Genomic DNA, 24,726 nt, shown 5'->3' on the forward strand with positions numbered 1-24,726 from the left:
TGATTCACTATGCCTCAACCCAATTACATCTCTAACGAAATGTCCGCTTGCCTCAAGAGCTACTGGGGTTACACCCAGTTTCGGCCTTGGCAGGAGGATACTATTTTGGCCATTCTCGATGAGCGGGAAACCTTGACCATCCTACCCACCGGCGGCGGCAAATCGCTATGTTTTCAGCTTCCGGCTTTGTTAAAGGATGGTATGGCAGTAGTTATCTCACCCCTAATTTCTCTAATGAAGGATCAAGTCGATGGCCTTAAAGATATGGGTATCTCCGCCGAATGCCTTAACTCCAGTCAGACCGCCAGCCAGCAGCGCGCGGTGATCGAGCGTATCCGCGACAGTCAGATTAAACTTTTGTATATTTCTCCTGAACGCCTGCAAACTGAAGAGACTATGGAGTTATTAAGATCAGCCACTTTGTCATTCTTTGTGATCGATGAAGCGCATTGCATTAGCCATTGGGGCCATGATTTTCGGGATGAATACCGCCAGCTCGGTAATATCAAAGATAATTTCCCGGGAATAAATATTCATGCTTTTACCGCTACCGCCACCAAAGAAGTCCAGGAAGATATTCTTAGCCAGCTTAGGTTCGTTAGCCCGCGGATCAACATCGCCTCAGTTGACCGTCCCAATCTGGCCTATCGGGTTATGCCTCGGCAGAGTATTATTCCTCAGCTGACTGAAGTTTTAGAGAAGCATTCTAAAGAAGCCGGGATCATTTATTGCCTGCGCCGCAAAGACGTGGATGATATTTCCCAAAAGCTAAATAAATTAGGATATAAAAATTTGCCTTACCACGCAGGGCTAACCGACGAAGAGCGTCATGCCAACCAGGAGCGTTTTATCCGCGAAGAAGTCAATATTATCGTCGCCACTGTAGCTTTTGGCATGGGCATCGACCGTTCGGATATCCGTTTTGTAATTCACGCCGCTATGCCCAAGAGTATCGAGCATTACCATCAGGAAACCGGACGCGCCGGCCGGGACGGTTTGCCTTCATACTGCTACATGTTTTACGGAGGGGGAGATTTCCGAGTCTGGGAATTTTTCTCCAAACAGTCTGCCAATCGCCAGGTCATGCTGGATAAATTAAGGATTATGTATAATTTTTGCACTCAGCCCCAATGCCGGCATAAAGTTTTCGTCAATTACTTTGGCCAGCAATATCAGCAGCCAACTTGTCAGGCCTGTGATTATTGCCTGGGCGAAGTGGATATGGTTGATGATCCGTTGCAGCTGGGCCAAACAATACTTAATTGTGTCGCCACCGTTAGATACGGCGATGACCAGGGTTTTGGCGCCGGATACCTAGCTAATGTTTTAAAAGGAAACATCACCGACCAGATCACGAGATGGGGACACGATGCTCATCCAAATTTTGGTACAATGTCTAGCCAAACGCTTAATTTTATCCGCTACCTGATCGAACAGCTTATCGGCCAGGGTTTCTTGGAACGTCAGGGCGAATATGATACTCTTGGTTTAACTGATTTTGGCCAGAAACTTCTAAGCGGAGAGGTGGCTCCGATATTAGCCAAGCCACTAGTCGCTGAGAAAAAGAAAGCCATCAGCGCCCGCCAAAAAGCCAAAAAAGCCCAAGATTTCGCCGGGGTGGATGAGGAATTATTCGAATTACTCCGCGCCAAACGATCCGAATTAGCCAGAAAACAAGGCGTCCCCGCCTACATCATCTTCGGCGACAAGTCGCTAAAGGATATGGCCACCCGCAAGCCCACCACCCGAGCAGCCTTCTCCGAGGTCTTCGGGGTCGGTGAACACAAACTAAAAACCTACGCCGATCAGTTCATAAGCGTGATCAAACAGCATATCAAATAGGGACTGTCCCCGAAGGGGACTGTCCCTATTCCGTATTCCGTCGTCATTCTGAGGGAGTCCGCCAACGTTCTGTGGCGGACGACGAAGCAATCTTTTTGGAACATTACTGCTACCCGGAAACTGTTCTAGCGTTTTCTTTTTTCGATTCCATGGTATAATAAAACACATAGAAAGATAATGATTGACTGAGTAAAATAAAATGATAGAATCAAAAATGAAAGTCAGGTGTGGTACGTTTGAAGGGGGAATCTGCCACGTTAAAATAATCCAAACCTTCGCTAAAAAGAGCGGAGGTTTTTTGTTTTTAGGCTCGTTCTATTCGTAAATTTGTAATATGGGGTTAATCATGAAAGCTTGTATAAAAGAAATCATCGTTGATAAAATAAATAAATCTGAATGGTGGCATGTGCCGCCTCAGGATTCCAGGGCATATAGTAAACGTGGTAAGTTTTTGGCATCGACTTATCAACAGGCAGAATTTTATGGAAGGCCAAGTGATACTCCTGAGAGTGTATTCATTTCTAATCCTATCTATGGTTTTTCCGAACGAGAAATTCTTATGCAATTGTTCCCGAATGGGCATAATATGCAATTGCTTGACCAATTGGAGAATGAAAAATTCTGGTATCAGGAAAGGATAGATTTAGACGCTAAGATGTTTGAGAGAGCTAAATTCCTAGGTTACGATGCCATTGTTCTTATGACTCCGTCTGGAAAAAAAGATCTTAAAAAGAATAGAAAACCACGTTCGATCGAACTTAATTTATTATGTACTCAATAATTCATGGAATATAGAATGATTACGGCGTTAAAGCAAGCTAAGCCGTTTCTAAAATGGGCAGGAGGTAAGGGGCAGCTCCTCAACCAATTTAAGACATATTTTCCTCTGGAACTAAACGGCAAGGGGATTATTAAACATTATTATGAGCCATTTCTAGGCAGCGGAGCTGTTTTTTTCTGGGTCAAACAAAATTGTAAACTGAAAGACGCTTTTATTAACGAATTTAACCCTGATATATATTTGTGTTATGCGGCAATCCAAAACAGTGTTGAGAAAGTAATTAAGTCGTTGCGAGCATTGGAGAAAAAATATTATTCTTTTGATAGTGTAGCCCAAGAAGAATTATATTATGAAATTAGGCACAAGTATAATGTTACGAGAAAGAATATAGATTTTAAGCATTCTCAGGTTAAGAATTATCTTAATCGAGCCGCATCAACTATTTTTTTAAATCGTACTTGTTTTAATGGATTATACAGGGTTAATTCCAAGGGAGATTTTAATGTTCCTTTCGGCAGGTATAAAAATCCAACCATTTGTAATGATGATAATCTTAGGGCAGTAAGTGAGCTTTTGCAGGGAGCAGTAATAACTAATGATGATTTCGGCGTAGTCGAGCGGCAAATCAAAGCATCATCTTTTGTTTACTTCGATCCCCCGTATAGGCCTTTGAATAAAACATCCAATTTTACTTCATATTCTGCCAGTGAGTTTAATGATAGTGAACAGCAACGTCTTTCTGCTGTGTTTAAAAAGTTAAATAACATTAATGGCGTAAAACTTATGCTTAGCAATTCTGACCCTAAGAATGAGGATAAGGACGATAATTTTTTTGATAAGCTATATAGTGGTTTTCGCATTGAGCGTCTAAAAGCTCGAAGAATGATAAACTGTGATGCTTCAAAACGGAGCGAGATTAACGAGATTCTGGTCATGAATTATTAAATCAAAGGTATTTGAACATTGATAAGGAGCTATGTATGAAAACTGGTGGTTTAGGCGGAGCAAAAACATTAACAGGCCTGCATTTTGAAAGAAAAGTTGATTTTCAGCAGCTTATTGGCGATATTGCAGGCTATGAAGTTAAAACAGCCCTGGGAAAATCCGGAAAGGGAGTTTTCTTTGAGGGGAAGTTGGTTGCGAGATGTTTTAGGAAATATGAATTTTATAAATTTTTAACCGAGTCTAATGTTGATTGGAAAAAAATGATTGCAAAGAGACTTTTGCCCGATGACGCATTATTGGTTATTGTCCGTGAAACCCTATTTATTATTGAGGTTAAGTATCAACAAGTTGGTGGTTCAGTTGATGAGAAATTACAGACTTGTGACTTTAAGCGTAAACAGTATTTTAAGCTGGTTTCTTCACTTGGGTTAAAAGTAGAATATGTTTATGTTTTAAATGATTGGTTCAGAAAACCGGAATATAAAGATGTATTAGATTATATACATAGCGTGAATTGTCACTATAGGTTTAATGAGCTTCCTATGGCATGGCTTGGATTACCACTCAAAAAAGCATAAATGGAAAACAAGTGCGAGCAGGATGATTTAGAGCTTCAGACTACAACAGTATGGTCATTCCCCAATCGCGGTAAATGGTTAACGCATAACGCTAAGTATCGTGGTAATTGGGCCCCTCAAATCCCCAATAATCTCATCCGGCTTTATTCTAAAGAAGGCGACACTGTTTTAGACCCAATGGTTGGCAGTGGTACTACAATGATTGAAGCAAAATCATTGGGCCGGAGAGGAATAGGTTTTGATATCCATCTCGAAGTTATCAAACTTGCTCAGGAATCATGTAAATTTGATTGTGACAAATGTTATGAGTCGGTCATTAAACACGGGGATGCCCGGGATCTAAAATCCGTAGAAGGCGAAAGCATTGATTTAATTACTACTCATCCCCCATATTTAAACATTATTAAATATGGTGATAAAGAAATCGAAGGCGATCTCTCTGCAATTTACAGTCTTTCGAAATTTTGTGATGAGATAGAAAAAGTCGCTCTGGAATGTTATCGTGTTCTCAAGTCTGGTAAATATTGTGCAATCCTCATAGGAGATACGCGTCGTAGGCGGCATTATGTTCCGCTTGCCTTTAATGTTATGAACCGTTTTCTTAAGGCTGGGTTTATTCTCAAGGAAGACATTATAAAGCTTCAGCATAATTGTTCCACAACTAAGTATTGGAACGCGCAGGAAAAAGATTTCTTACTCATTATGCATGAGCATCTATTTGTTTTTCGTAAAATAGGGAAGGAAGAACAGAGTGGCATCTTTAAGGATAGTAGTGCGATTAATTGAGAAGTATGCTGTTGGGTGAGGTTAAAAATGGTTAAAGAAAAATTACCAGATATGAGTTTTAAAAGAGAGGGGTTAATTCATCAACCTTTAAAGACGTTTAAGGTCAATGGTTCTACAATTATCGCTGTCTATCGGGGTACATTGAGTACGCTTGATATATTGATAAAATATAGACAGAAGTCAAAGGATAAGAGGATGTGGTCTCGGATTAGAACCCCGAAGCATATTCATTGGACTGTTGATATTTTGATGAAAATGCAATCTTATGGAGATTTAACTAAAGAATTCATGGATTTTTTCGTCAGTATCTGGAATAAAACCGTTCCTCTTAAAAATGAAGTTGAAAGGCAATCATTAGATCTTGAAGGAATGCTGAATATTAGTAGAGTGGAAATAGGAAAATTCCAGAAGTTAAGCGAAAAGGGAGAGTATAGCGTAAGATTTTTGATACTCTTGGCTAAATTGTTAATGTTGCAAGAAAAAACAAATAGAGCTGATGCATATATGTTTAAACGCGTTTTGGACGGTTTAAGGAAGGAAGAAGATTTATTCCATATTCTGGCTACTGCTACCTTGGGCAAAAGATAGGTAAAGGGAATTTTGGGTCCACAGAATTGCAAAATTGATAGTTTTTAAAGTGTTTCGCTAGATAAAAAATTGATGTTTTCAGAATTAAGTCTCAATAAAATAATTATGAAGAAAAGTAAAAAAATAAAACAAGAACGTTTCCATTACTCTTTGCAAATGGAGATGGCTGCTTGGGAACTTTATGGTATGAATAAGCGGCATGGAATGGCAAGCGCGTTTCAGAACTGTTCCTTCTTTAAGAAAGAGTGTAAAAATTTTATGAACAAAATTAGAAAGAGAATAAATCAGATAGTTACCACGGATGAACTCTTCCGAGAAAATTTGAATGCTGATCTTGATAGTATAGAGAGAGAATTAAAATATTGTTCTAAAAATAATAATAACGATATTGATATAATTGGTAAATTAATTAGTTTAGTTTCGCATCTTTTGGGTTGGGATCATTATGAGGGTGATTTTTATAGAACGCCGATGTTTTACCAGACAGAGGATCAGAAAGAAAAATCATTAAGAATTGTTGCTAAGCAAGGAGTCCCAAGCGAAACCGCGTTTCGCAGAAGAAATATTATTTTGCAATTACACAAAGAAGGTCTTTCATACCAACAGATTGGATTGATACTCGGTATTACTGATTCATGTGCAAAGCAGCTAGAAAAAGCAAGTCACTTAGATAAGTGGCATGAAGAAGAATTAAAAAGAAAGTCTCATTAGTAAAATAAGACTAAGTGAGGCTTCTAGGTTGTTCATTCGTTAAAAGTAATCTAAATGTCCGTCTACATATATTGCATTAGAGAAAATTATCGGTATCAATCCTCAATAACCGGACGGGAATTTGAGAATGAGTGGGTTAAGTTGGCTCTGGATGGCGCGATTATTATAAAGGGAACAAATTCCCAAGGGTATGCTTGGGATGGGTGCAGTCCTAAGTTTAAAATAAAAGATATTTATATTGGTGTTCCTGAGGCGGTGTTGAATTTTGGCACTGGGCAGAGTAAAACTTATTATGCTTCTTTAGTTCATGATGTATTCTATCAATTTAGCAAAAAGGTTAGGTTATTTATTAAGCGTAAGGAAGTTGATAGAGAGTTTTATGCTATTTTAAAAAGGGATGGTTTTAGGTTTGCGGGGTTGTATTATTTTTTTGTGCGCTTGTTTGGGTGGGTATGGTGGGGGAGGAGATAAGTATTTAAGTAGGGCGTCAATTAGATTGCTTCGTCGTCCGCCACAGGGCGTTGGCGGACTCCTCGCAATGACACAGGAGGATGGCGGACTTAGAATGACGGAAGAACAGGTGGCTCAGAATGACGGGGGGATGTATACATAATCAGTTGTGAGCTTAGAATGACTGAAGATATATAGAAATTTTCTGTTAGATTTTGCCTTTTCTTGCGTCAGTTGTAGTAAGAGGATAATAATAACGCAGGAAAAGGAGGATAGCATGGAGACGAAGATGGCGGTATTTAAAGGAAAAGGGATACGGAAAGTCATTTATAATAATGAATGGTGGTTTGTGATTGAAGATGTAGTTATTGCTCTTATTGATTCAGGTGATCCTAAGCAGTATGTTCAAAGAATGAAACAAAGAGATCCGGAACTGGCTAAAGGGTGGGTACAAATTGTACATACCCTTGAAATTCACACAGAAGGTGGAAAGCAAAAGATGAATTGCGCTAATACAGAAGGAGTTTTTCGTATTATTCAGTCAATACCATCTCCCAAAGCAGAGCCGTTTAAACGTTGGTTGGCTAAAGTTGGTTATGAGCGAGTGCAGGAAATTGAGAATCCGGAGTTGGCAACCAAACGGACAAGGATGCTCTATAAACTCAAAGGATATCCCGATAGCTGGATTGAAAAACGTATGCGCGGTATTGCTATTCGTGAAGAACTTACGGATGAATGGCAGAAACGCGGTGCGCAAGAAAAAAAGGATTACGAAATTTTAACTTCAGAAATATCAAAAGCTACCTTTGGGATTACGCCTGGCCAGTATAAGAAGATAAAACGGTTAAAACGTGAAAATCTGCGTGACCATATGGATGATTTTGAGCTTATCTTTACAATGCTTGGAGAAAGGTCAACTACCGAAATTCATCGCACTGAAGATTCGCAAGGTGTGCCGAAGCTTAAAAGCGATGCCAAGGCCGGAGGAGATATTGCCGGCAATGCCAGAAAACAATTGGAAAAAAGAATAAAAAGGCCGATTGTTTCAAGAGATAATTTTTTGGAGCAATCTAAAAGAGTCAAAAATTTGCCTTATAAATAACCAAATCAATAGCGGATTCAGAATGACTGAAGATATATAGTACGGCAATCTTTCCTTTTGCTCCCTATTTCTTAAACCTCAATAACAATAAAAAGGTTAGTTATAAAATGGCGTTTATCAGTTTACAGGAAGTTAATCTTGCGTTTAGCGGGCCGCTGATTTTTAATGGTTTAAATTTACAGCTGGAGCAGGGGGAACGTATTGCCCTGCTTGGCCGTAATGGCGCGGGAAAGACCACCTTAATGAAGGTGATGATTGGCCAGCAGCCGGTTGACGCGGGTACAGTTATCACGCAAAAAGGAATTCAGGTTGCTCATCTGCCGCAGGAGGTGCCTGTGGATATCACCGGGAATGTTTTTGATATCGTTCTTTCGGGGCTGGGCGCGCGGGCTGAACTTTTAAGCCAGCACCACCGCCTTACCCAGCGTCTGCAAACAGAGCAGACTCCGGAATTATTGAGGCAGCTTGATACTCTCCAAGATAAACTTAACCATACTGATAGTTGGGATGTGAATAATCAGGTAGAAGAGGCTATTGCCAAAATGAAACTGGATCCGGATAGCGATTTTTCCCTGTTGTCCGGAGGGCAGAAACGCCGGGCGCTTTTGGCTAGGGCTTTAGTGCTTAAACCGGAGGTTTTACTGCTGGATGAGCCGACTAACCATTTGGATATTGATTCCATGCTTTGGCTGGAAGGATTTTTGCTCAATTACCCGGGTACGGTTTTCTTTGTGACCCATGACCGGATGTTTATGACGCGTTTAGCTACTAGGATCATTGAGCTTGATCGGGGAAGGATATATAGTTGGTCATGCGACTATAAGACATTTCTTGAACGTAAACAAGCAGCTTTGGATATGGAGGAAGCCCGGGATAGCCGTTTTGATAAAAAATTAGCAGAAGAAGAGGTTTGGATTCGTAAAGGAGTTAAGGCGCGCAGGTGCCGCAATGAAGGCCGGGTTAAGGCGCTGGAGCGTTTACGTGAGGAGAAGAAGCAACAGCGTAAGGCAATCGGAGAAGTACGCATGCGCGCGCAGAAAGTTGACCCTTCGGGCCAGCGGGTGATTAAAGTCGCGCAACTTGGATTTAGTTTTGGGGAGAAATGCCTGGTTAGGGATTTTTCCACCCAAATAATGCGGGGCGATAAGATCGGCGTGATCGGGCCCAACGGCAGCGGCAAGACAACCTTGTTACGGCTTCTGTTGGGGCAGCTTGAGCCGCAAAAAGGCAAGGTAACCTTGGGAACGAATTTGCAGGTTGCTTATTATGACCAGCTGCGCGAGCAACTGGATGAGGATGCAACTGTGGCCGAAAACGTCAACGGAGAATCTGACGCCATCGTGATTAACGGTAAACCCAAACATATCATCGGATACTTGCAGGATTTTTTGTTTACTCCGGACCGGGCGCGCACTCCGGTTAAGGTGCTTTCAGGCGGGGAGCGTAACCGTCTTTTTCTGGCGCGGTTATTTTCCAAGCCTTCAAATGTTTTAGTCATGGATGAGCCGACCAATGACCTGGACATTGAAACTCTTGAGCTTTTGGAAGAATTATTGCTGGAGTATCCGGGAACCCTGCTTTTAGTAAGTCATGACCGAGTTTTTTTGAATAATGTAGTTACCTCGACTATGGTTTTGGAAGGGGATGGCCTAATTAATGAATATGCCGGAGGCTATGATGATTGGTTAAGCCAGCGAAAATTCGCCCAGCAGCCCGCGGTAAAAGCAAAACCGAAAAAAGAAATTATCCGCCCCAAAAAACCGGTAGTCCCGCGTAAACTTACTTCTAAAGAACAGCATGAACTTGATAGCCTTGCTTCGGTAATCGAGAAAATAGAGAATGAGCAAAAACAGATATATGCTCACCTAGCGGATTTTAAATTTTACGAGAAGGATCCTGCAGAGATCGCCGGAACCAAGGTCAGATTAGAATTATTATCAGATGAACTGGAAAAGGCCTACGCGCGCTGGGAGTATTTAGAGGAATTATCGGAATAAGAATAATTGCGCGGTGCATCTAGTTTTTCTTGATAACTGGCATATTCGGACTTATAATACTTAGCTAATAAGTAAGTTGGTATTGCGGGTGATTGATGGGGTAATAAGTAGTTTAAAAGATTGCTTCATCGCTTCGCTCCTCGCAATGACACCGGCTACTTTTCGCAAGGACACGGCTACCTCGTAATGACACAGTTACTTTGTAATGACACGCTTACACGGGAGTGATGATGATTGAAATGGAGTTGAATAAGATTGTGATTGATGAGAAGAGGCATGATCAGTTGATTGCCCTAAAAGAAAAGGGCGGCAGCCGGATGTTGCCGATTGTGATTGGTTTAAATGAGGCATCGGCTATAAAATTAAAAATCAGCGGGTTTAATCCTCCGCGGCCTCTGACGCATGATTTAATTTTTACTTTGCTTGGCGATCTGGGGGCAACCGTGGAGAAGGTTGTCATCGATAAAATGGAGGAGAATACCTTTTATGCCAAGATCCTCATTAAAACTGCTGACGGCCAACAAAAAAGTATCGATGCCCGGCCAAGCGACAGTATTGCACTGGCCGTGAGGAGTCATGCGCCGATTTTTGTTGAAGATGCAATTCTTCAGCAGTATGAAATGTTCAATAAAGATAAGTAATAAATGGAACCGCTCTCTTTGCCATACCTGATAAATAAAGGGGACAGTTCTATTTTTGGTTGAAAGAAAAATGAGAAAAACAGAACCGTCCCCTTTATTTCTATGCTTCAATTTAGCCTAAAAGAAAAAAATATTTTAAAGCCGATTTATAATTTTGCCAAATTAAAAAAGGTGAAATTATATTTAGTCGGCGGAGTCTTGCGTGATTTAATCTTAAAGAGAAAAAAAGAAAATCCTGATTTTGATTTTTGTTTGAAAAAGGGAGCCTTAAATTTTGGCCGGCTTTTGTCTAAGCAGCTCAGGGCTGCTTATGTAGTTTTGGATGCTGAGCATGGGGCTTGCCGCCTTGTAAAGAGGATAGATGGTAAACTTTACACCTTTGACTTTACGGATTTCCGCGCGCCAATTCTGGAAAAAGATCTTTTGCACCGGGATTTTACGATTAATGCTATGGCTCTTACGCTGAGCGATGTTTTCTCAGACAAAGATTTAAATGCATTGATTATTGATCCGTATTTTGGAAGAAGTGACCTTGAGCGTAAAATAATTAAGGTTGTTGGCCTAAGTTCATTTAAAGAGGATCCTTTAAGGATCCTACGCGCGTTTAGTTTTAGCTGCATGCTTGGGTTTAGTTTGGATAAAGAGACCTTACGCCTGGCAAAAAAAGAAAAAAGCAGGATCATCGCGGTGTCCAGCGAACGTATTCGTGATGAGTTGTTTAAGATTTTTGATAGTGTCACAACTTATGATTCTTTAGTTATTTTGGATAAGCTAAAGATTTTAGAGATACTATTCCCGGAAATAAAGCCGATGCGCCATATCGGGCAGGGGCCTTATCATCATCTGGATGTCTGGCAGCATACTTTAGAAACATTAAAGCAGTTTGAATTGATTTTAAAATTAGTTAAACATAATCCGCAGATAAATAATTATCTTGAGCAGGAGGTTTCTAGCTTTCATAAAAGATCAAGCCTTCTAAAGTTAGTTTGTATATTGCATGATGTGGGTAAGCCTGCTGCTTTACGCCGGGAAAAAGGGAAAATTATTTTTCACGGCCATGAGAGGGTAGGTTTAGGGCTGACCAGAGTAATCTGGCGCAGGCTAAAATTATCTAATGAGGAGGGCCGCTCTTTAGAGAAGATTGTGCTCTGGCATTTACGCCCCGGATATCTGGCAGATTACCAAAACCCTACTCAGCGGGCAATCTTTCGTTATTTTCGTGATACAGGTAATGAGGCATTGTCTGTGCTTTTGTTATCGTTGGCTGACCAGCGCGCCACTAAAGGCCCGCTGGCTACCGCACTTTCGCGTGTACGGCATGAAAAATTAGTTAAGTTGTTAATTCATAAGTTGCTAAAAAAACAAAGCGAGAAGAAAGTTATTCGCCTGATTAACGGCAATGATATTATGAATAAATTTAAGTTGAAGGCATCTCCATTAATAGGCACAGTTCTTGAAGCGTTGGAAGAGGCTCAGGCGCTTGGTAAGATTAAGAATAAAAAAGAGGCTTTGGAGTTAGCCGCTAAAATAATTAAGAAAGAACAATGAAGAAATTTATTATAATTACGCTAATTTTGCTTTTGATCCTTACTGGAGGCATAATCTATTTAAATAAAGTAGTGCTTCCCGTAAGAATAAAAGCACTTGTTATTTCAACGCTGAAAAAACAGACCGGAAAAGATGTAACCTTAAAATCGCTGGAGTTTAGCATATTTAAGGGGTTGATTTTGCAAGATTTGGTTATTTCCGATACGCAGAATGTAATTTTAAGCACGCGCCAGGCAAGCTGCTCCGTTTTTATCTGGCCTATCCTCAAGAAGCAAATCATTATCCCGGGAATAACCCTTAAAAGCCCATATATTTTCTTAGAGCGCAAAGCTGATGGCAGTTTTAATCTACAGGACCTTTTTCCTGCAGCCGTAGTCCCTGCAAAGAAATCTGAATTCAGTGTTTCTGTTCTTAAAATATGTGTCGTATCGGGCAATGTTGCTTTTCAAGATGATACTCTGGCTACTAAATTCAAAAAAGAGATTAAGAATATTCAGTTTAATCTGTATTTGGGCCTGCCGGCAAGCGTAAAGTTCAATTTTAAGGGTGAGATGCCGCAGAATCCTACTGTTTTTATCAGCGCCTCAGGGCAATATAAAATTTTGACCCGGGAGTTTTCCGGAAATCTTGCAGTTAAAAACTTATCATTGGCTGAGTTTGGGGCCTATTATAATAATTTAAACCAGTTGGTTTCAGGCAGTATCGATTTAGAAGCTCAGATTAGTTTTAAAGACCAGTTATTGCAGGCTAATATTAACGCCAAGGGAGAGAATTTAGTTTTGGAAAAAGACAAATTAAAAGCCAAATTGAATTCCGGGGTGCAAGCTAAAGTTGAATATAACCTGCAAACTAAGAAAACTGCTTTCGATGGTTTTTGTAATATTTGGCAGGCTGATATAACAGGAATAGATTTCTTGGGTGAAATCAAGAATCTTCGCGGCACGTTTTCTTTTAACCAGCGCTCGTTAGTTGCAGATAGTTTGAAGGCGCAGTTATTGGGTGTACCTTTTGCAATCAAGCTGGGGATTAAGGATTTTAAGACTCCGGTATTAAGCATTAATACTAATTTAGACCTTAGTATTCTGCCGCCTATTGCCAAAGAGAAATTTAATTTTAACCTGATTAATTCAGCTAGTGGCCAAGCTGCTTTAACGATTAAAGCGCATCCGGATGCATTAGGCGTTTGGGGAGTGGATGGTGAAGTTGGTATAACCGGCGCGAGTTTAAAATTAGATAAGCAAGATATTCCTGTAGAAGATATTGTTTCTGTTATTGAATTTAGCCAACAGGGGTTTAACTGGAAAGATACTAAATTTAAGTATAAGGGGCTAGATTATCAGAGTAGCGGAACATTTTCTGATTTTAAAGCGCCAAACATTAAACTGAAACTTTTTTCCCAGGATCTCTCGTTGACCTCGGATTTTAACTTATTAGGTAAGAAAGTAAAGATTACTCAGCTTAATGGTAAATATCTTGATTCGCAGTTTACAGTAACCGGCGATGTTGATAATTCGGATTCTGCCAATTTGCAGATTGACCTGAGCGGTAAGTTTAATTTGGAGTTGGGTAATTTAAGCACGATACTGGATAAACAGTACCCGGCGATAAAATCTATTCGGCCGGCCGGGCAATTGGATGCGCAATTTAAGTTAAACGGTAATCCGTCGCGCTTTAAGGATTGTTATTTACAGGCAAAACTTAAGAGCAATAATTTTTCTCTCTATGGTTTCAGTACGCAGAGTTTATCCATGGATTTTCTGTTGGATCAAAAAATAGTAAAGATACCAAATTTACGTATTGCTATTTATGATGGATCAATTGAAGGATCTGGCGCCTTAAACCTTGATACTACTGATTTTCCTTATCAACTGGAGTTAAAAGCCGATGGAATTAAATTAGAAAAACTTAAAATGGATACTGCATCCAAAAATAAAAATATATCTGGAACTTTGCTTGGAGAACTTAAACTTAACGGATTTTCAACAGATATGGGTAAGCTTAGCGGAGCCGGTAGCTTTAGTGTAAAAGAGGGAAGGCTTTGGGAATTAAATTTGTTTAAGGGTTTGGGTAAGATATTGTTCACCAAGGATTTGGGTAGCATTGAACTTTCAGAATGTGATTGTGCTTTCTTGATAAAAGATAAATTTTTCTCTACGGATAAGCTGCAAATAAAGGGTAATATTGCTAACCTAACCGGGCCGTTAAAAATTGGTTTTGATGGATCTTTGGAAGGCGCTTTAAATGTGGATATTTTAAGTGACATGGTTCCGGTGAGCGGGACATTAAAGGATCTTACTACTGCAATTATCGGCCAGTCTGGAAAATTCGCGGTGATTAAATTAAGCGGTACACTTGCCGAGCCAAAATATAGTTTTAAAACGGCGGTAAACAATATTTTAAAAGGTTTAACCGATGTGCTTTTCGGGAAACAGTAGGGGGCTGGTATGAAAGTTTATACTCAGGAGTTATTCTTTAATACGAAGAATCGCCAGGAGTTTATTAATATTACGGATCAGCTAGAGCAGGTTTTGGTTAAAAGTGGAATTAAAGAGGGTTTGTGTTTGGTAAATCCCATGCATATTACTGCCAGTGTCTTTATTAATGATGACGAAAGTGGGCTGCATAAAGATTTCTCCGCCTGGCTTGAGAAATTGGCTCCGTTTGGGAAAGATAAATATCAGCATAATCTTACCGGTGAGGATAATGCGGATGCACATTTAAAGCGTACGATTATGGGCAGAGAAGTAGTGGTGGCGGTGACCGGAGGCAAATTTCATTTTGGTCCTTGGGAGCAGATTTTTTACGGCGAGTTTGACGGTCAAAGAAAAAAGCGCGTTTTAGTTAAGATAATCGGAGAATAGTAGATATAAATTAAAGTCATTCTGAGGAGTGCGCCGTAGGCGCGCGACGAAGAATCTAAAAAGAGATCCTTCGTCCGCCTGAAGCGGACTCAGGATGACGGAAATTTAAGGGTAATTATGAAAATAAAAAATACAGAAATTAAGGTAGTAATGAGTGATATTACTGAAATAAAGGCTGATGCTATTGTTAATGCCGCTAATAATGAATTGGTGATGGGAGGGGGAGTTGCCGGGGCAATTAGGCGCAAGGGTGGTAAAATTATCGAAGATGAGGCAGTAAAAAAAGGCCCGATTAAAATTGGAGAGGCAGTTGCTACCGGCGCAGGAAAATTGCCAGCAAAATATGTAATTCACGCTGCTACGATGGGGATAGGTTTTTCCCGCCAATCAAATAAATCATCAGGCGGGATCCCGCCTGAGCTTTGTAAGAGCTGGGCGGGAAAGACGGATGAGATTAAAATTCGTGATGCTTGTAGGAGCTCATTAAACTTGGTTAGTGAATTAAAGATTGGTTCAATTGTTTTTCCGGCTTTAGGTTGTGGTACAGGAGGATTTCCATTGCTTGCTTCAGCTAAAATTATGGCTCAGGAGGTTTTAAAGCACCTGCGTCAGCAGGAGTCGCCCCTTAAAGAAGTAATTTTTTGTCTGAATAATCAGGAGGCTGTTACTATTTTTAATAAAGGCGTATTGGGCTATCTGGAATATGTAACGACTAAATTGTCCGGTGGGCCTTATGTTACCGTGGATGCGATTATTGAATTACCCGAAGGAATTGTAATTATTCAGCGTAGTAATCCGCCTTTTGGCTGGGCGCTGCCAGGAGGTTTTGTAGATTACGGCGAGAGCTTAGAAGATGCGGTAATAAGAGAGGCAAAAGAAGAGACTAATCTTGATTTGACCGAGGTTAAACAGTTTCATACCTATTCTGCTCCTAACCGTGACCCCAGATTCCATACAGCCGGAACAGTATTTATTGCCAAAGCTAAAGGAATCCCTAGAGCCGGAGATGATGCCGCAGGCTTAAAAGTTATTAAATTAAATGAAATAGAGAAGATGCAATTTGCTTTTGACCATAAAAAGATTCTTCAGGATTATCTAAATTCAAAATAAAAGGGACCGTTTCTGTTTTTCTACCTTTTAAGTTTAGAAAAACAGAAACGGTCCCTTTTATTTTATTTATCCTTCGCGCAGCTGTTTTTCGGCGTCTACGATGTCGCGGTTAATTACGCGGATGGTTTCTTTGATTTTATCTTTAAGTAGGTAGGAGGCAATCGGGGCGCTGGCAATCTCCCTTAAGACCTGCACACTCATTCTAAAATACCTCACTACTTCACCTTCATCGCAATCAGTCATCTGTAAAGTTTTATCAAAGCTTGTGCCGCGCAGCCATGCTTCCATGCAGGAGCACAGGTGAAAGTAGGGTAGTTTGCTAAAAGGGTAAATTTTATAACGGCGCTCTTTATCTTTTATTCTGTCATAAATTTCTTCACAGGATCTTTTGATCATGCGGCTGGATTTGGATACCGATAGCGGCATGCGCTGATTTTTGCGTGGATCAAAAACTATTGCCGCAGCCACTACTCCTAATCCAAATTCATCTAATTGTTCAAGCATATTCTGGTCATATAATTCTGCCAAAACCAATTCATAACCATAAATTGTTTTGGCAAATTTCCCTTTTTCTGTAAGTTTACCTTCGTGAATATAGCCTGTATCTTTGAGCAATCTTAGTTTTGCATTAAGGAGGCTTAAAGCCTGTTTTTGTTCATTTTTACGCGACTGAAAATAATGCAGAGAAAGAGGATAGATCTTAAATAAATCCTCCTGATATTTTTCGTAAAGATTAAGCAGTGTAGCATAAGATGTGTTGAGTTGGCTTTTTACCTCTTCGGGTTTGCCAAAAATTATCCTGTGTACTTCATCAAAGGTCATTCTTTGGGAATTAACCCGGGTGTAAACAAAGCCTTCTTTATCTATACCGCGCCTGCCTGCTCGCCCGGCCATCTGATAGAAATCGCGCGTTTTTAAATTACGCACATAGGTGCCGTAAAATTTACGCAAGCCGTCAAACATAACCGAGCGGCTGGGCATATTTATTCCTAAGGCAAATGTCTCGGTAGTAAAGATAACTTTAAGCAGGCGGCTGGTAAAGAGCCGTTCGATTACTTCTTTTAATGTAGGCAGCATGCCTGCGTGGTGATAGGCAATGCCGCGTTGCACTAAAGGATAAAGAATTTGCGCAGACTGTTCATTTTTTAAATCGAATCTTTCCAGCAGGTCTTCGTATAATTGGGTGATTGCGCGGGATTCTTTAGCATCTAAGAATTTAAATCCATATAACTCCTGGGCAAGCTCTTCGGCGCGCTTACGGGAAAAAACAAAATAAATTGCCGGTAGCCCATCATTGTTGCGTAGATAATCAATTAGCGTACTTAATCTATTGGGTTTGCTTGAGCGAATACGCCGAAGTTGCTCTATTTTATTGACGATTTCATTTTGGCACTGGAAGAGAAAATGCAGTGGTACGGGGCGGTTTTCTTCAATTACAACCTTTACAGTTTTATCGTGAATAGATTCGATCCATTTGGCAAACTGTTCAATATTAGGGATTGTCGCTGATAATCCTAAAAGATGCATGTGTTTAGGTAAGAAGATTAATGATTCTTCCCAGACTGTACCGCGCTCGGGATTATCAATGTAGTGAATCTCATCAAAAATAATCCAGGAATATTTATCAAGGCTACGCGGCTCATCCAGTATTTTGTTACGGAAGATTTCGGTAGTCATAATTAATATCGGAGCCTGCGGATTAATGGAAACGTCTCCGGTTAAGATTCCGATATGATCTTTAAATTGTCCTTGAAAGTCACGGAATTTTTGATTGGAGAGGGCTTTGATCGGAGCAGTGTAGATTACTCCCAGATTGTTGCAAATAGCTTCGTTAATAATGTGTTCGGCAATCGCAGTTTTGCCGGCGCCGGTAGGAGCAGAGACAATTACCGAGTGCCCGTTGTTTATGTGGTCAATTGCCTCCTGTTGAAAGCGGTCATAAATCATGGGACTTATTATAATCTAAAAAGATTGATTTATCTAATAAAAATAATATAATAAAACTATGGGGTATGAAGTTGCGTTAAAAAAGTCTTGGGAGGATTTAGCTAACCTTAAGGCGCCCAAGAATTTATCTGTAAAGTTTTTGGCGGATGAGTATAGTGTAGATAGCGTAGCCAAGAATATTCTTTCTTTATCCTGTAATGCGCCGGCCAAGGATTTTGTGAGTATTCTAATTTTACATTATCTGGCGCAAAGAATAAAAGGACTGCCTATATTAGGCGGCCAGTGGCTTACTTTTAGGGAGCTCTCTGGGGTTGAAGGCTATTACGATGCATATCATAAGCGTTCGATTGAACCGATAATTCGCAAATATGGCAAGAATCCCGATGCGATTAAAGATATTTTAGGCAGGTTACCGGGAAAAATTTCAGAAGGCGGGGATGTAAGTATTATTATTGAGGCTTTTGCAAATGTTCCGGTGCTGATTAAATTATGGAAACAAGATGCGGAGTTTGGTCCGGATGCCAATATGTATTTTGATGCAAGCATAAAGAATATTTTTTGTACCGAGGATATTGTAATGTTGGCACAAATGGTCGCCAGTCAGTTATGAGGGAAAAATGAGCAAAAAGATTGTCCTATTATTATTTCTGGTAGTTTTAGTTATAACGGGTTGTCAGGCATCGAGTGGTAAAGGTTATGATTATAGTAATATTTTGATAACTCGAGCAGTAGATGGAGATACGCTGGTATTGGAAAATAAGGAGCGGGTACGTTTAATCGGTATCGATACTCCAGAGATGCACGAATCGAATAAACTTAATCGTGATGCTGCGCGTTCAGGCCAAGATGTTGAGGCAATTAAGCAACTAGGCAGGCGTTCTTATGAATTTACTAAAAAACTTGTTGAAGGTAAACGAGCAAGATTAGAGTTTGATGTAGACAGATATGATAAATATAAAAGAATCCTGGCCTATGTTTATCTGGAAGACGGAACATTTGTAAACGCCAAGATTGTGGAGGAGGGGTATGCTTCGCTGATGACTTATCCACCGAATGTAAAATACGCGGATTTGTTTTTAAGATTAAACCGTCAAGCCAGAGAGAATAAGAGAGGATTGTGGGAGTAAGATCTAAATAAGCCTTAGCTTTAAGTGGTAAGCTATAAGCCGTAAGCTTACAACTTATAACTTACAGCTTATAATTTAAATAGAATTTAATACAGGAGGCATTCATGTTAAGGTGTTTAACTGCAGGTGAATCACATGGAAAAGGGATAGTTGCTATTTTAGAAGGATTTCCGGCTGGATTTCAGGTGGATCTTGCTGCGATAAATAAAGAATTAAAACGCAGGCAAGCAGGATTTGGCCGTGGCAAGCGTATGCAGATAGAGAGTGACTGGGCCGAGATCGTCTCTGGCTTAAAAAATAATTTTACCCTGGGTAGCCCAATTACCCTGTTAATTAAGAATAAAGATGCTAGTATTGAAAAGTTGCATAAAATTCTGGCTGCTCGTCCAGGACATGCGGATTTAGCCGGGTTATTGAAATATGGTTTTACGGATATCCGGGAAGTATTGGAACGTGCTTCGGCGCGCAGCACGGTAGCGACGGTGGCAATAGGAGCAATATGTAAGGGGCTGCTTAAGGAGTTTGGAATTGTTCTTACCAGTAATGTTTTGTCGGTGGGAGGAGAATTTACCAAAAATGGCATAGAGGCTAAAATAGCCGAGGCGATTAGTAATAAAGATACAGTCGGTGGGATTTTTGAGGTAGTTGCTAAAAATGTACCGGTTGGTCTTGGCAGCTATGTGCAGGCTGATCGCAGGCTGGATAGCCGGCTGGCCGCAGGAATTATGGCTATTCCGGGAATTAAATCCTTTGAAGTAGGGTTAGGATTAGGATATGCGGTTAGTTTTGGTTCAGAAGTGCATGATGCGATTTATTTTAATAATAAAAAAGGCTATTTTCGCTCGACTAATAATGCAGGCGGTATTGAAGGCGGGATATCTAACGGCCAGGAGATTGTTTTACGCGCCTGCATGAAGCCGATCTCTACACTCATGAAACCGCTTGATTCGGTGAATATCCAAAGTAAAAAATCTGCTAAGGCTGCGGTTGAGCGTTCAGATACATGCGTAGTTGAATCTGCCGGTATTGTGGCTGAATCTGCGACTGCCTTTGTTTTAGCTGAGGCATTCTTAGAAAAGTTCGGCTCTGATTGTTTAAGAGACATAAAAGAAAGCTATAAAAATTATTTAAAAAGAATCTGTTAGATTTTATCAACTCCTTCGTCTATTGTTGTAAGAAGGGGGTGATTAGAGGATGGAAGAGAACGCAATCAGCGTCAGCCGCATATACAAGCTGGATACCGATTCCAAGCTTAAAGCTTTTGCGGATGTAACATTTTCGGGAGTTGTGATCAAAGGTTTTAGTGTGGTAAACGGCGAAAAAGGGTTATTTGTGAGTATGCCGCGCCATCAAGGCAAAGATGGGAAATGGTATAACACAGTTTATCCTTCGACCAAAGAACTAAAGCAACAGTTAAGTGAAGTTGTCCTGGAAGCGTATAAAGGCAGCTAAAATTAGGGGACGGTTCTATTTTTCTAGAACTGTACCGAGAAAAATAGAACCGTCCCCTAGATTTAAAAATGAATATATATTTAGTGGGATTTATGGGGACGGGAAAAACTACTGTTGGCCGGCTCTTGGCTGCACAGAAGAAATGGAACTTTGTTGACCTGGATGAACTGATTGAATTGAAAGAGCAACGCAGGATTGTGGATATTTTTGCTAAAGAGGGTGAGCGGTATTTTCGTAAAATTGAGAAAAAATTATTAAAGCAAATTTCCACCCAGAAGAAATTCGTGGTGGCTTGTGGGGGTGGTGTAGTTTTAGATAAAGATAATATTAAATTGATGAAAAAAACCGGAATCCTGATTTGTCTTTGCGCTAATTGTGAAGAAATCCTGAAGAGAGTTTCATCCAGTACGCATCGGCCAATTCTAAATGTAGAGAAGCCCCGGGAGCGCATTGAGTTTTTACTAAAGATGCGTGCCCCTTATTATATGCAGGCCGATAAAATGATCGATACTTCGGGTCTTTCAGTTAAGCAGGTAGTCCAGAAAATTCTCAAGGTCACCAAGTAAGAAAACAAGGCTCGTCATCACTGGTGAACAAAGTGCCCCGCGTCATTCTGAGCCCGAAGGGCGAAGAATCTAAAAAAGCGAGATCCTTCCCCTTCGCTCCGCTCAGGGTCAGGATGACAGGAATGAGGGCTTAGGATGATAGAAAAAATGACTGAACTGGAAGCATTTGTTGGATTAAATTTAATTTCTAATATTGGCAGCGTAAGGCTGAGTAAATTATTGGAAGTTTTTGGCAAACCGCAAGAAATATTTAGCGCAAAGTATGAACATTTGGCTTCTATCTCTGGGATAGGAGGCCAAATTGCCTCTGACATTGTTGCTTTTAAAAAAGAGAATATAGAAAAAGAGCTTTCTTTTGCCAATAAGCGCGGGATTAAAATTCTTACCTTAAACGATGATAGTTATCCGAAGAATTTAAGGCAGATTCCTGGAGTGCCAATTGTACTTTATGTTTTGGGTAACATAACTGAGCAGGATGATTTGGCTTTTGGCATTGTTGGCTCACGCAGCGCTTCATTTTATGGTTTAAGTAGTGCAGGAAAATTTGCTGCTGAATTATCCGCTTACGGGATAACCATAGTTTCGGGGATGGCCCGCGGTGTGGATACCTACGCACATCGTGGAGCGCTGAAAGTGAAAGGGCGCACCATTGCGGTGATGGGTAGTGGTTTTAACAATATTTATCCTGCAGAGAACGCGGATTTAGCCAAAGAAATCAGTTTATCCGGAGCAGTAATCTCTGAATTTTCTATGGAAACAAAACCATTGGCGCAGAATTTTCCCCGCCGTAACCGGCTCATCAGCGGGTTAAGTTGCGGCGTTTTAATTACTGAGGCAGCCAGAAATAGTGGGGCATTAATTACCGCAGATTTTGCTTTGGAACAAGGCAGGGAAGTTTTTGCTTTACCGGGTAGGATTGATTCAGCCGGTTCAATTGGGGCAAATGAGTTGCTTAAGCAAGGAGCAAGATTGGTTACTTGTTGTGATGATATTCTTGAGGAATTAAATTTAGTTACTGTTAGTAAAAAAGAAGCGGTTTTGCCGCAAGAGAATCAAAAGGTTGCATGTACCGATGATGAAAACATGCTTTATGAATGTATAAGCCGGCAACCTGTGGCAATAGATGATTTAGTGGAGAAGACCTCTTTATCTAGTAGCAAGATTTTAAGTTTAATTTTAAAATTACAATTTAAAAAATTAATCAAAGAGTTGCCGGGCAAACAATTTATGAGGAATTAATGAGCAAAAATCTGGTCATTGTTGAGTCACCGACTAAAGCAAAAACTATAGGTAAGATTCTGGGAAGTAATTATACCGTGGTTTCTTCGATGGGGCATATTATCGACTTGCCTGCTAAAAAACTGGGCGTAGATGTAGAAAATAAATTTGAACCGGAATATGTGGTTATTCCTGCCAAGAAAAAATTATTAACACAATTAAGAAAAGAAGCAAAGACAAAAGAAAAAATATACATTGCTACCGACCCCGACCGGGAAGGCGAGGCAATCGGCTGGCAGATAAAAGAGAAGGTATTTAAGGGCAAGGATGTTTTACGCGTAAGTTTCCATGAGATTACTCCCGGCGCAGTTGCCCAGGCTTTTAAAAATGCGCGCGATTTTAATATTAAGATGATTGAAGCTCAGGTTGGCCGTCGGGTGCTCGACCGGCTTGTCGGGTATTTTTTAAGCCCTTTACTGTGGAAAAAGCTTGCTCGTGGTTTAAGCGCAGGTAGGGTGCAATCCGTGGGGCTAAGATTAATTGTGGAAAGGGAGCGGTTGATTCAAAAGTTTGTCGCCAGTGAATATTGGGAGATTGTTGCGGAATTATTCAAGCCTAAAATTTCCGGCCAGAGTAATTTTTCTGCCAAGCTTGAAAAAGTTGACGGAAAAAAAGCAGAGATTAAAAATGATAAAGATGCTCAAGCTATTTGCGAACAGTTAAAGGATAAAGAATTTAAAGTTTTAGAGATTAAGAAAACAGAAAAAAAGCGTTATCCTGCGGCGCCTTTTATCACCAGCACGATGCAGCAGGAGGCGTTTAATAAACTACGATTTAATGCTTCAAAGACTATGTTGGTGGCTCAGCAGCTTTATGAAGGTATTGACATCGGCGAAGATAATCCAGTAGGCTTAATTACTTATATGCGTACGGATTCTCCGAATGTTGCTAGTGTTGCAATTATTGAGGCGCGCGAACATATCGGTAGGATTTTTGGCAAAGATTTTTTACCAAAGGAGCCAAATGTTTTTAAGGCTAAGAAATCCGCTCAGGAAGCGCATGAGGCGATTCGTCCAAGCTATGTTTCCCGTTCACCGGAAAGCCTAAAAAGTTTTCTTAATCATGATCAGATACGCCTTTATGAGCTTATCTATAATCGTTTCCTGGCCAGTCAGATGAAACCGGCAGAGTTTTTGGCGACTTCTGTGGATATTATTGCGGATAAATATTTATTTGTTGCTAACGGCAGCCACTTATTGTTTGAAGGATTCCTGGCGGCTTACAACAAGATTGAGGATGAAGATAAGGAAGAGGAGGAGGAAAAAGAAAAGGCTAAAAATGTAATTCCTCCGCTTGAAGAGGGTGAAATTTTAGGGTTAGAGAAACTTACTCCTTCGCAGCATTTTACTAAACCGCCGCCGAGGTATTCAGATAGCTCTTTAATCAAGGCGCTTGAAGAGGAGGGCATCGGCCGGCCTTCGACATATGCGCCGATTATCTATACGATTATTATGCGCGATTATGTGCGCCGGATAAAAGGTTATCTTAATCCTACGGAGCTGGGGTTTAAGGTGTGTGATATGTTGGTGGAATATTTTCCTAAAATTCTTGATTTTAAGTTTACTGCGCTCATGGAAGAGAAGCTGGATGAGATTGAAGAAGGCACACTTAACCGTTTAAAAGTTTTGGAAGATTTTTACGTGCCTTTTAAAGAGAGCTTGGATTTTGCCCAGGCAAATATTGTCAAGGAAGTTATAACTACTGATCAAGTTTGCGATAAATGCGGTAAGCCTCTAATAGTAAAATGGGGTAGGCGCGGTAAATTTTTAAGTTGCTCTGGTTTTCCGGAGTGTAAGAATTCTAAGTCTATTACCTCAGGGGTTAAGTGTCCTGCAGAAAATTGCGGAGGTGAACTTATTGAGCGCCACTCCCGGCGGGGGGTTTTCTACGGCTGCTCCAATTTCCCCAAGTGTACCTTTACCTCGCGTACTTTACCAGAGGATAAAGAGGGGGATAGTTAATTTTTTCTTAGGTGTCATTGCGAGGATGCGCCGTAGGCGCAGACGAAGCAATCTTTTAAAGGATGCTAACCAAGCAGTACTACGTTTATTTTTTAACGAATTGGGATCATAAAGTTATCTATGTTGGCGTAACAGACGATTTAAAGCGCAGGATTTATGAGCATAAGAATGGATTAATTGATGGATTCACATGGAAATATCATGTGCATAAATTGGTCCATTATGAGATATGCGAAGAGATCCAGGGAGCTATTTTAAGAGAAAAACAAATCAAGGGCGGTTCTCGGCAGAAGAAAGTTGGACTGATTAACAAATTTAATCCTGAGTGGGATGATTTGTGGAGTAAGTTATAAAAAGATTGCTTCGTCCGCCTTCGGCGGACTCGCAATGACACTGGGGAAACAATAGGGAGGCTAATCCGAATTGGGTTGATTTATGGACGTCAATTATTTGAG

At 40.4% G+C, this 24,726-nt stretch carries 24 protein-coding genes and 1 pseudogene; 24 read left to right on the forward strand and 1 reads right to left on the reverse strand.

The window, feature by feature from the left end:
* Nucleotides 1-39: 39 nt before the first annotated feature.
* The 16 genes and pseudogenes from recQ (at nucleotide 40) to PHC29_00220 (ending at nucleotide 15,940) form a co-directional block, all read left to right on the forward strand.
* Nucleotides 40-1,842, forward strand: coding sequence for a DNA helicase RecQ (recQ, locus tag PHC29_00145; protein MDD5107910.1), 1,803 nt, complete (start codon nucleotides 40-42; stop codon nucleotides 1,840-1,842).
* 346 nt (nucleotides 1,843-2,188) lie between these two features.
* Nucleotides 2,189-2,623 (forward strand): hypothetical protein, encoded by a 435-nt coding sequence (locus tag PHC29_00150; protein MDD5107911.1) that lies wholly within the window; start codon nucleotides 2,189-2,191, stop codon nucleotides 2,621-2,623.
* Between the two features lie 15 nt (nucleotides 2,624-2,638).
* Entirely contained in the window at nucleotides 2,639-3,568 is a 930-nt protein-coding gene (locus PHC29_00155) for a DNA adenine methylase (protein ID MDD5107912.1), read from the forward strand.
* Nucleotides 3,569-3,603: 35 nt separating this feature from the next.
* On the forward strand, nucleotides 3,604-4,146 hold the full coding sequence (locus PHC29_00160; protein ID MDD5107913.1) for a hypothetical protein: 543 nt from the start codon (nucleotides 3,604-3,606) through the stop codon (nucleotides 4,144-4,146).
* Entirely contained in the window at nucleotides 4,147-4,932 is a 786-nt protein-coding gene (locus PHC29_00165) for a DNA methyltransferase (protein MDD5107914.1), read from the forward strand.
* 27 nt (nucleotides 4,933-4,959) lie between these two features.
* Nucleotides 4,960-5,520 carry a hypothetical protein gene (locus PHC29_00170; GenBank protein ID MDD5107915.1) on the forward strand — a complete coding sequence of 187 codons (561 nt, stop codon included), beginning with the start codon at nucleotides 4,960-4,962 and terminating at the stop codon, nucleotides 5,518-5,520.
* A 72-nt stretch (nucleotides 5,521-5,592) separates the two neighbouring features.
* On the forward strand, nucleotides 5,593-6,231 hold the full coding sequence (locus tag PHC29_00175; protein MDD5107916.1) for a hypothetical protein: 639 nt from the start codon (nucleotides 5,593-5,595) through the stop codon (nucleotides 6,229-6,231).
* Between the two features lie 54 nt (nucleotides 6,232-6,285).
* Complete coding sequence (locus PHC29_00180; GenBank protein ID MDD5107917.1) at nucleotides 6,286-6,702, forward strand: hypothetical protein; 417 nt, start codon at nucleotides 6,286-6,288, stop codon at nucleotides 6,700-6,702.
* Nucleotides 6,703-6,958: 256 nt separating this feature from the next.
* Complete coding sequence (locus PHC29_00185; protein MDD5107918.1) at nucleotides 6,959-7,783, forward strand: Bro-N domain-containing protein; 825 nt, start codon at nucleotides 6,959-6,961, stop codon at nucleotides 7,781-7,783.
* A gap of 107 nt (nucleotides 7,784-7,890) precedes the next feature.
* Nucleotides 7,891-9,780: an ATP-binding cassette domain-containing protein gene (locus tag PHC29_00190; protein MDD5107919.1), complete on the forward strand. Its 1,890-nt coding sequence runs from the start codon at nucleotides 7,891-7,893 to the stop codon at nucleotides 9,778-9,780.
* A gap of 227 nt (nucleotides 9,781-10,007) precedes the next feature.
* Nucleotides 10,008-10,421, forward strand: a complete 414-nt coding sequence (locus PHC29_00195) for a bifunctional nuclease family protein (protein MDD5107920.1) — start codon at nucleotides 10,008-10,010, stop codon at nucleotides 10,419-10,421.
* A gap of 102 nt (nucleotides 10,422-10,523) precedes the next feature.
* Entirely contained in the window at nucleotides 10,524-11,969 is a 1,446-nt protein-coding gene (locus tag PHC29_00200) for an HD domain-containing protein (protein MDD5107921.1), read from the forward strand.
* On the forward strand, nucleotides 11,966-14,404 hold the full coding sequence (locus PHC29_00205) for an AsmA family protein (GenBank protein ID MDD5107922.1): 2,439 nt from the start codon (nucleotides 11,966-11,968) through the stop codon (nucleotides 14,402-14,404). Before PHC29_00200 ends, PHC29_00205 begins: the two co-directional genes overlap by 4 nt.
* Nucleotides 14,405-14,413: 9 nt before the next feature.
* The gene (locus PHC29_00210; protein MDD5107923.1) at nucleotides 14,414-14,830 is read left to right on the forward strand and encodes a secondary thiamine-phosphate synthase enzyme YjbQ; all 417 of its coding nucleotides are present in this window, start codon (nucleotides 14,414-14,416) and stop codon (nucleotides 14,828-14,830) included.
* Between the two features lie 150 nt (nucleotides 14,831-14,980).
* Nucleotides 14,981-15,400, forward strand: a pseudogene (locus PHC29_00215) (macro domain-containing protein).
* A 117-nt stretch (nucleotides 15,401-15,517) separates the two neighbouring features.
* Complete coding sequence (locus tag PHC29_00220; protein ID MDD5107924.1) at nucleotides 15,518-15,940, forward strand: NUDIX hydrolase; 423 nt, start codon at nucleotides 15,518-15,520, stop codon at nucleotides 15,938-15,940.
* A 66-nt stretch (nucleotides 15,941-16,006) separates the two neighbouring features.
* Here PHC29_00220 and PHC29_00225 read toward each other — a convergent pair whose 3' ends face one another.
* Complete coding sequence (locus PHC29_00225; protein MDD5107925.1) at nucleotides 16,007-17,887, reverse strand: DEAD/DEAH box helicase; 1,881 nt, start codon at nucleotides 17,885-17,887, stop codon at nucleotides 16,007-16,009.
* A 58-nt stretch (nucleotides 17,888-17,945) separates the two neighbouring features.
* Here PHC29_00225 and PHC29_00230 point away from each other — a divergent pair, with 58 nt between their 5' ends.
* The 8 genes from PHC29_00230 (at nucleotide 17,946) to PHC29_00265 (ending at nucleotide 24,624) form a co-directional block, all read left to right on the forward strand.
* Nucleotides 17,946-18,497 carry a DUF3786 domain-containing protein gene (locus tag PHC29_00230; GenBank protein ID MDD5107926.1) on the forward strand — a complete coding sequence of 184 codons (552 nt, stop codon included), beginning with the start codon at nucleotides 17,946-17,948 and terminating at the stop codon, nucleotides 18,495-18,497.
* A gap of 7 nt (nucleotides 18,498-18,504) precedes the next feature.
* On the forward strand, nucleotides 18,505-19,014 hold the full coding sequence (locus PHC29_00235) for a thermonuclease family protein (GenBank protein MDD5107927.1): 510 nt from the start codon (nucleotides 18,505-18,507) through the stop codon (nucleotides 19,012-19,014).
* Between the two features lie 104 nt (nucleotides 19,015-19,118).
* Entirely contained in the window at nucleotides 19,119-20,159 is a 1,041-nt protein-coding gene (locus PHC29_00240; protein ID MDD5107928.1) for a chorismate synthase, read from the forward strand.
* Between the two features lie 49 nt (nucleotides 20,160-20,208).
* Nucleotides 20,209-20,466, forward strand: a complete 258-nt coding sequence (locus PHC29_00245; GenBank protein MDD5107929.1) for a SpoVG family protein — start codon at nucleotides 20,209-20,211, stop codon at nucleotides 20,464-20,466.
* A 68-nt stretch (nucleotides 20,467-20,534) separates the two neighbouring features.
* Nucleotides 20,535-21,032 carry a shikimate kinase gene (locus PHC29_00250; GenBank protein ID MDD5107930.1) on the forward strand — a complete coding sequence of 166 codons (498 nt, stop codon included), beginning with the start codon at nucleotides 20,535-20,537 and terminating at the stop codon, nucleotides 21,030-21,032.
* 135 nt (nucleotides 21,033-21,167) lie between these two features.
* Nucleotides 21,168-22,271, forward strand: a complete 1,104-nt coding sequence (gene dprA / locus PHC29_00255) for a DNA-processing protein DprA (GenBank protein ID MDD5107931.1) — start codon at nucleotides 21,168-21,170, stop codon at nucleotides 22,269-22,271.
* Nucleotides 22,271-24,271: a type I DNA topoisomerase gene (gene topA, locus PHC29_00260; GenBank protein MDD5107932.1), complete on the forward strand. Its 2,001-nt coding sequence runs from the start codon at nucleotides 22,271-22,273 to the stop codon at nucleotides 24,269-24,271. The genes dprA and topA overlap by 1 nt, the downstream gene beginning before the upstream one ends.
* 62 nt (nucleotides 24,272-24,333) lie before the next feature.
* On the forward strand, nucleotides 24,334-24,624 hold the full coding sequence (locus PHC29_00265) for a GIY-YIG nuclease family protein (protein ID MDD5107933.1): 291 nt from the start codon (nucleotides 24,334-24,336) through the stop codon (nucleotides 24,622-24,624).
* Nucleotides 24,625-24,726: the final 102 nt, after the last annotated feature.

The organism is Candidatus Omnitrophota bacterium (assembly GCA_028712255.1).
In the GTDB taxonomy this organism is placed as follows: domain Bacteria; phylum Omnitrophota; class Gorgyraeia; order Gygaellales; family Profunditerraquicolaceae; genus UBA6249.

Bases quoted from the DNA above. Each gene is read 5' to 3' on its own strand.
- PHC29_00210 (MDD5107923.1), top strand. From the start codon at position 14,414: ATGAAAGTTTATACTCAGGAGTTATTCTTTAATACGAAGAATCGCCAG.
- PHC29_00250 (MDD5107930.1), top strand. From the start codon at position 20,535: ATGAATATATATTTAGTGGGATTTATGGGGACGGGAAAAACTACTGTT.
- PHC29_00155 (MDD5107912.1), top strand. From the start codon at position 2,639: ATGATTACGGCGTTAAAGCAAGCTAAGCCGTTTCTAAAATGGGCAGGA.
- PHC29_00150 (MDD5107911.1), top strand. From the start codon at position 2,189: ATGAAAGCTTGTATAAAAGAAATCATCGTTGATAAAATAAATAAATCT.
- PHC29_00235 (MDD5107927.1), top strand. From the start codon at position 18,505: ATGAGCAAAAAGATTGTCCTATTATTATTTCTGGTAGTTTTAGTTATA.
- PHC29_00225 (MDD5107925.1), bottom strand. From the start codon at position 17,887: ATGATTTATGACCGCTTTCAACAGGAGGCAATTGACCACATAAACAAC.
- PHC29_00180 (MDD5107917.1), top strand. From the start codon at position 6,286: ATGTCCGTCTACATATATTGCATTAGAGAAAATTATCGGTATCAATCC.
- PHC29_00230 (MDD5107926.1), top strand. From the start codon at position 17,946: ATGGGGTATGAAGTTGCGTTAAAAAAGTCTTGGGAGGATTTAGCTAAC.
- PHC29_00170 (MDD5107915.1), top strand. From the start codon at position 4,960: ATGGTTAAAGAAAAATTACCAGATATGAGTTTTAAAAGAGAGGGGTTA.
- PHC29_00160 (MDD5107913.1), top strand. From the start codon at position 3,604: ATGAAAACTGGTGGTTTAGGCGGAGCAAAAACATTAACAGGCCTGCAT.
- PHC29_00265 (MDD5107933.1), top strand. From the start codon at position 24,334: ATGCTAACCAAGCAGTACTACGTTTATTTTTTAACGAATTGGGATCAT.
- PHC29_00200 (MDD5107921.1), top strand. From the start codon at position 10,524: ATGCTTCAATTTAGCCTAAAAGAAAAAAATATTTTAAAGCCGATTTAT.
- PHC29_00165 (MDD5107914.1), top strand. From the start codon at position 4,147: ATGGAAAACAAGTGCGAGCAGGATGATTTAGAGCTTCAGACTACAACA.
- dprA (MDD5107931.1), top strand. From the start codon at position 21,168: ATGATAGAAAAAATGACTGAACTGGAAGCATTTGTTGGATTAAATTTA.
- recQ (MDD5107910.1), top strand. From the start codon at position 40: ATGTCCGCTTGCCTCAAGAGCTACTGGGGTTACACCCAGTTTCGGCCT.
- PHC29_00185 (MDD5107918.1), top strand. From the start codon at position 6,959: ATGGAGACGAAGATGGCGGTATTTAAAGGAAAAGGGATACGGAAAGTC.
- PHC29_00175 (MDD5107916.1), top strand. From the start codon at position 5,593: ATGTTTTCAGAATTAAGTCTCAATAAAATAATTATGAAGAAAAGTAAA.
- PHC29_00245 (MDD5107929.1), top strand. From the start codon at position 20,209: ATGGAAGAGAACGCAATCAGCGTCAGCCGCATATACAAGCTGGATACC.
- topA (MDD5107932.1), top strand. From the start codon at position 22,271: ATGAGCAAAAATCTGGTCATTGTTGAGTCACCGACTAAAGCAAAAACT.
- PHC29_00240 (MDD5107928.1), top strand. From the start codon at position 19,119: ATGTTAAGGTGTTTAACTGCAGGTGAATCACATGGAAAAGGGATAGTT.
- PHC29_00195 (MDD5107920.1), top strand. From the start codon at position 10,008: ATGATGATTGAAATGGAGTTGAATAAGATTGTGATTGATGAGAAGAGG.
- PHC29_00205 (MDD5107922.1), top strand. From the start codon at position 11,966: ATGAAGAAATTTATTATAATTACGCTAATTTTGCTTTTGATCCTTACT.
- PHC29_00190 (MDD5107919.1), top strand. From the start codon at position 7,891: ATGGCGTTTATCAGTTTACAGGAAGTTAATCTTGCGTTTAGCGGGCCG.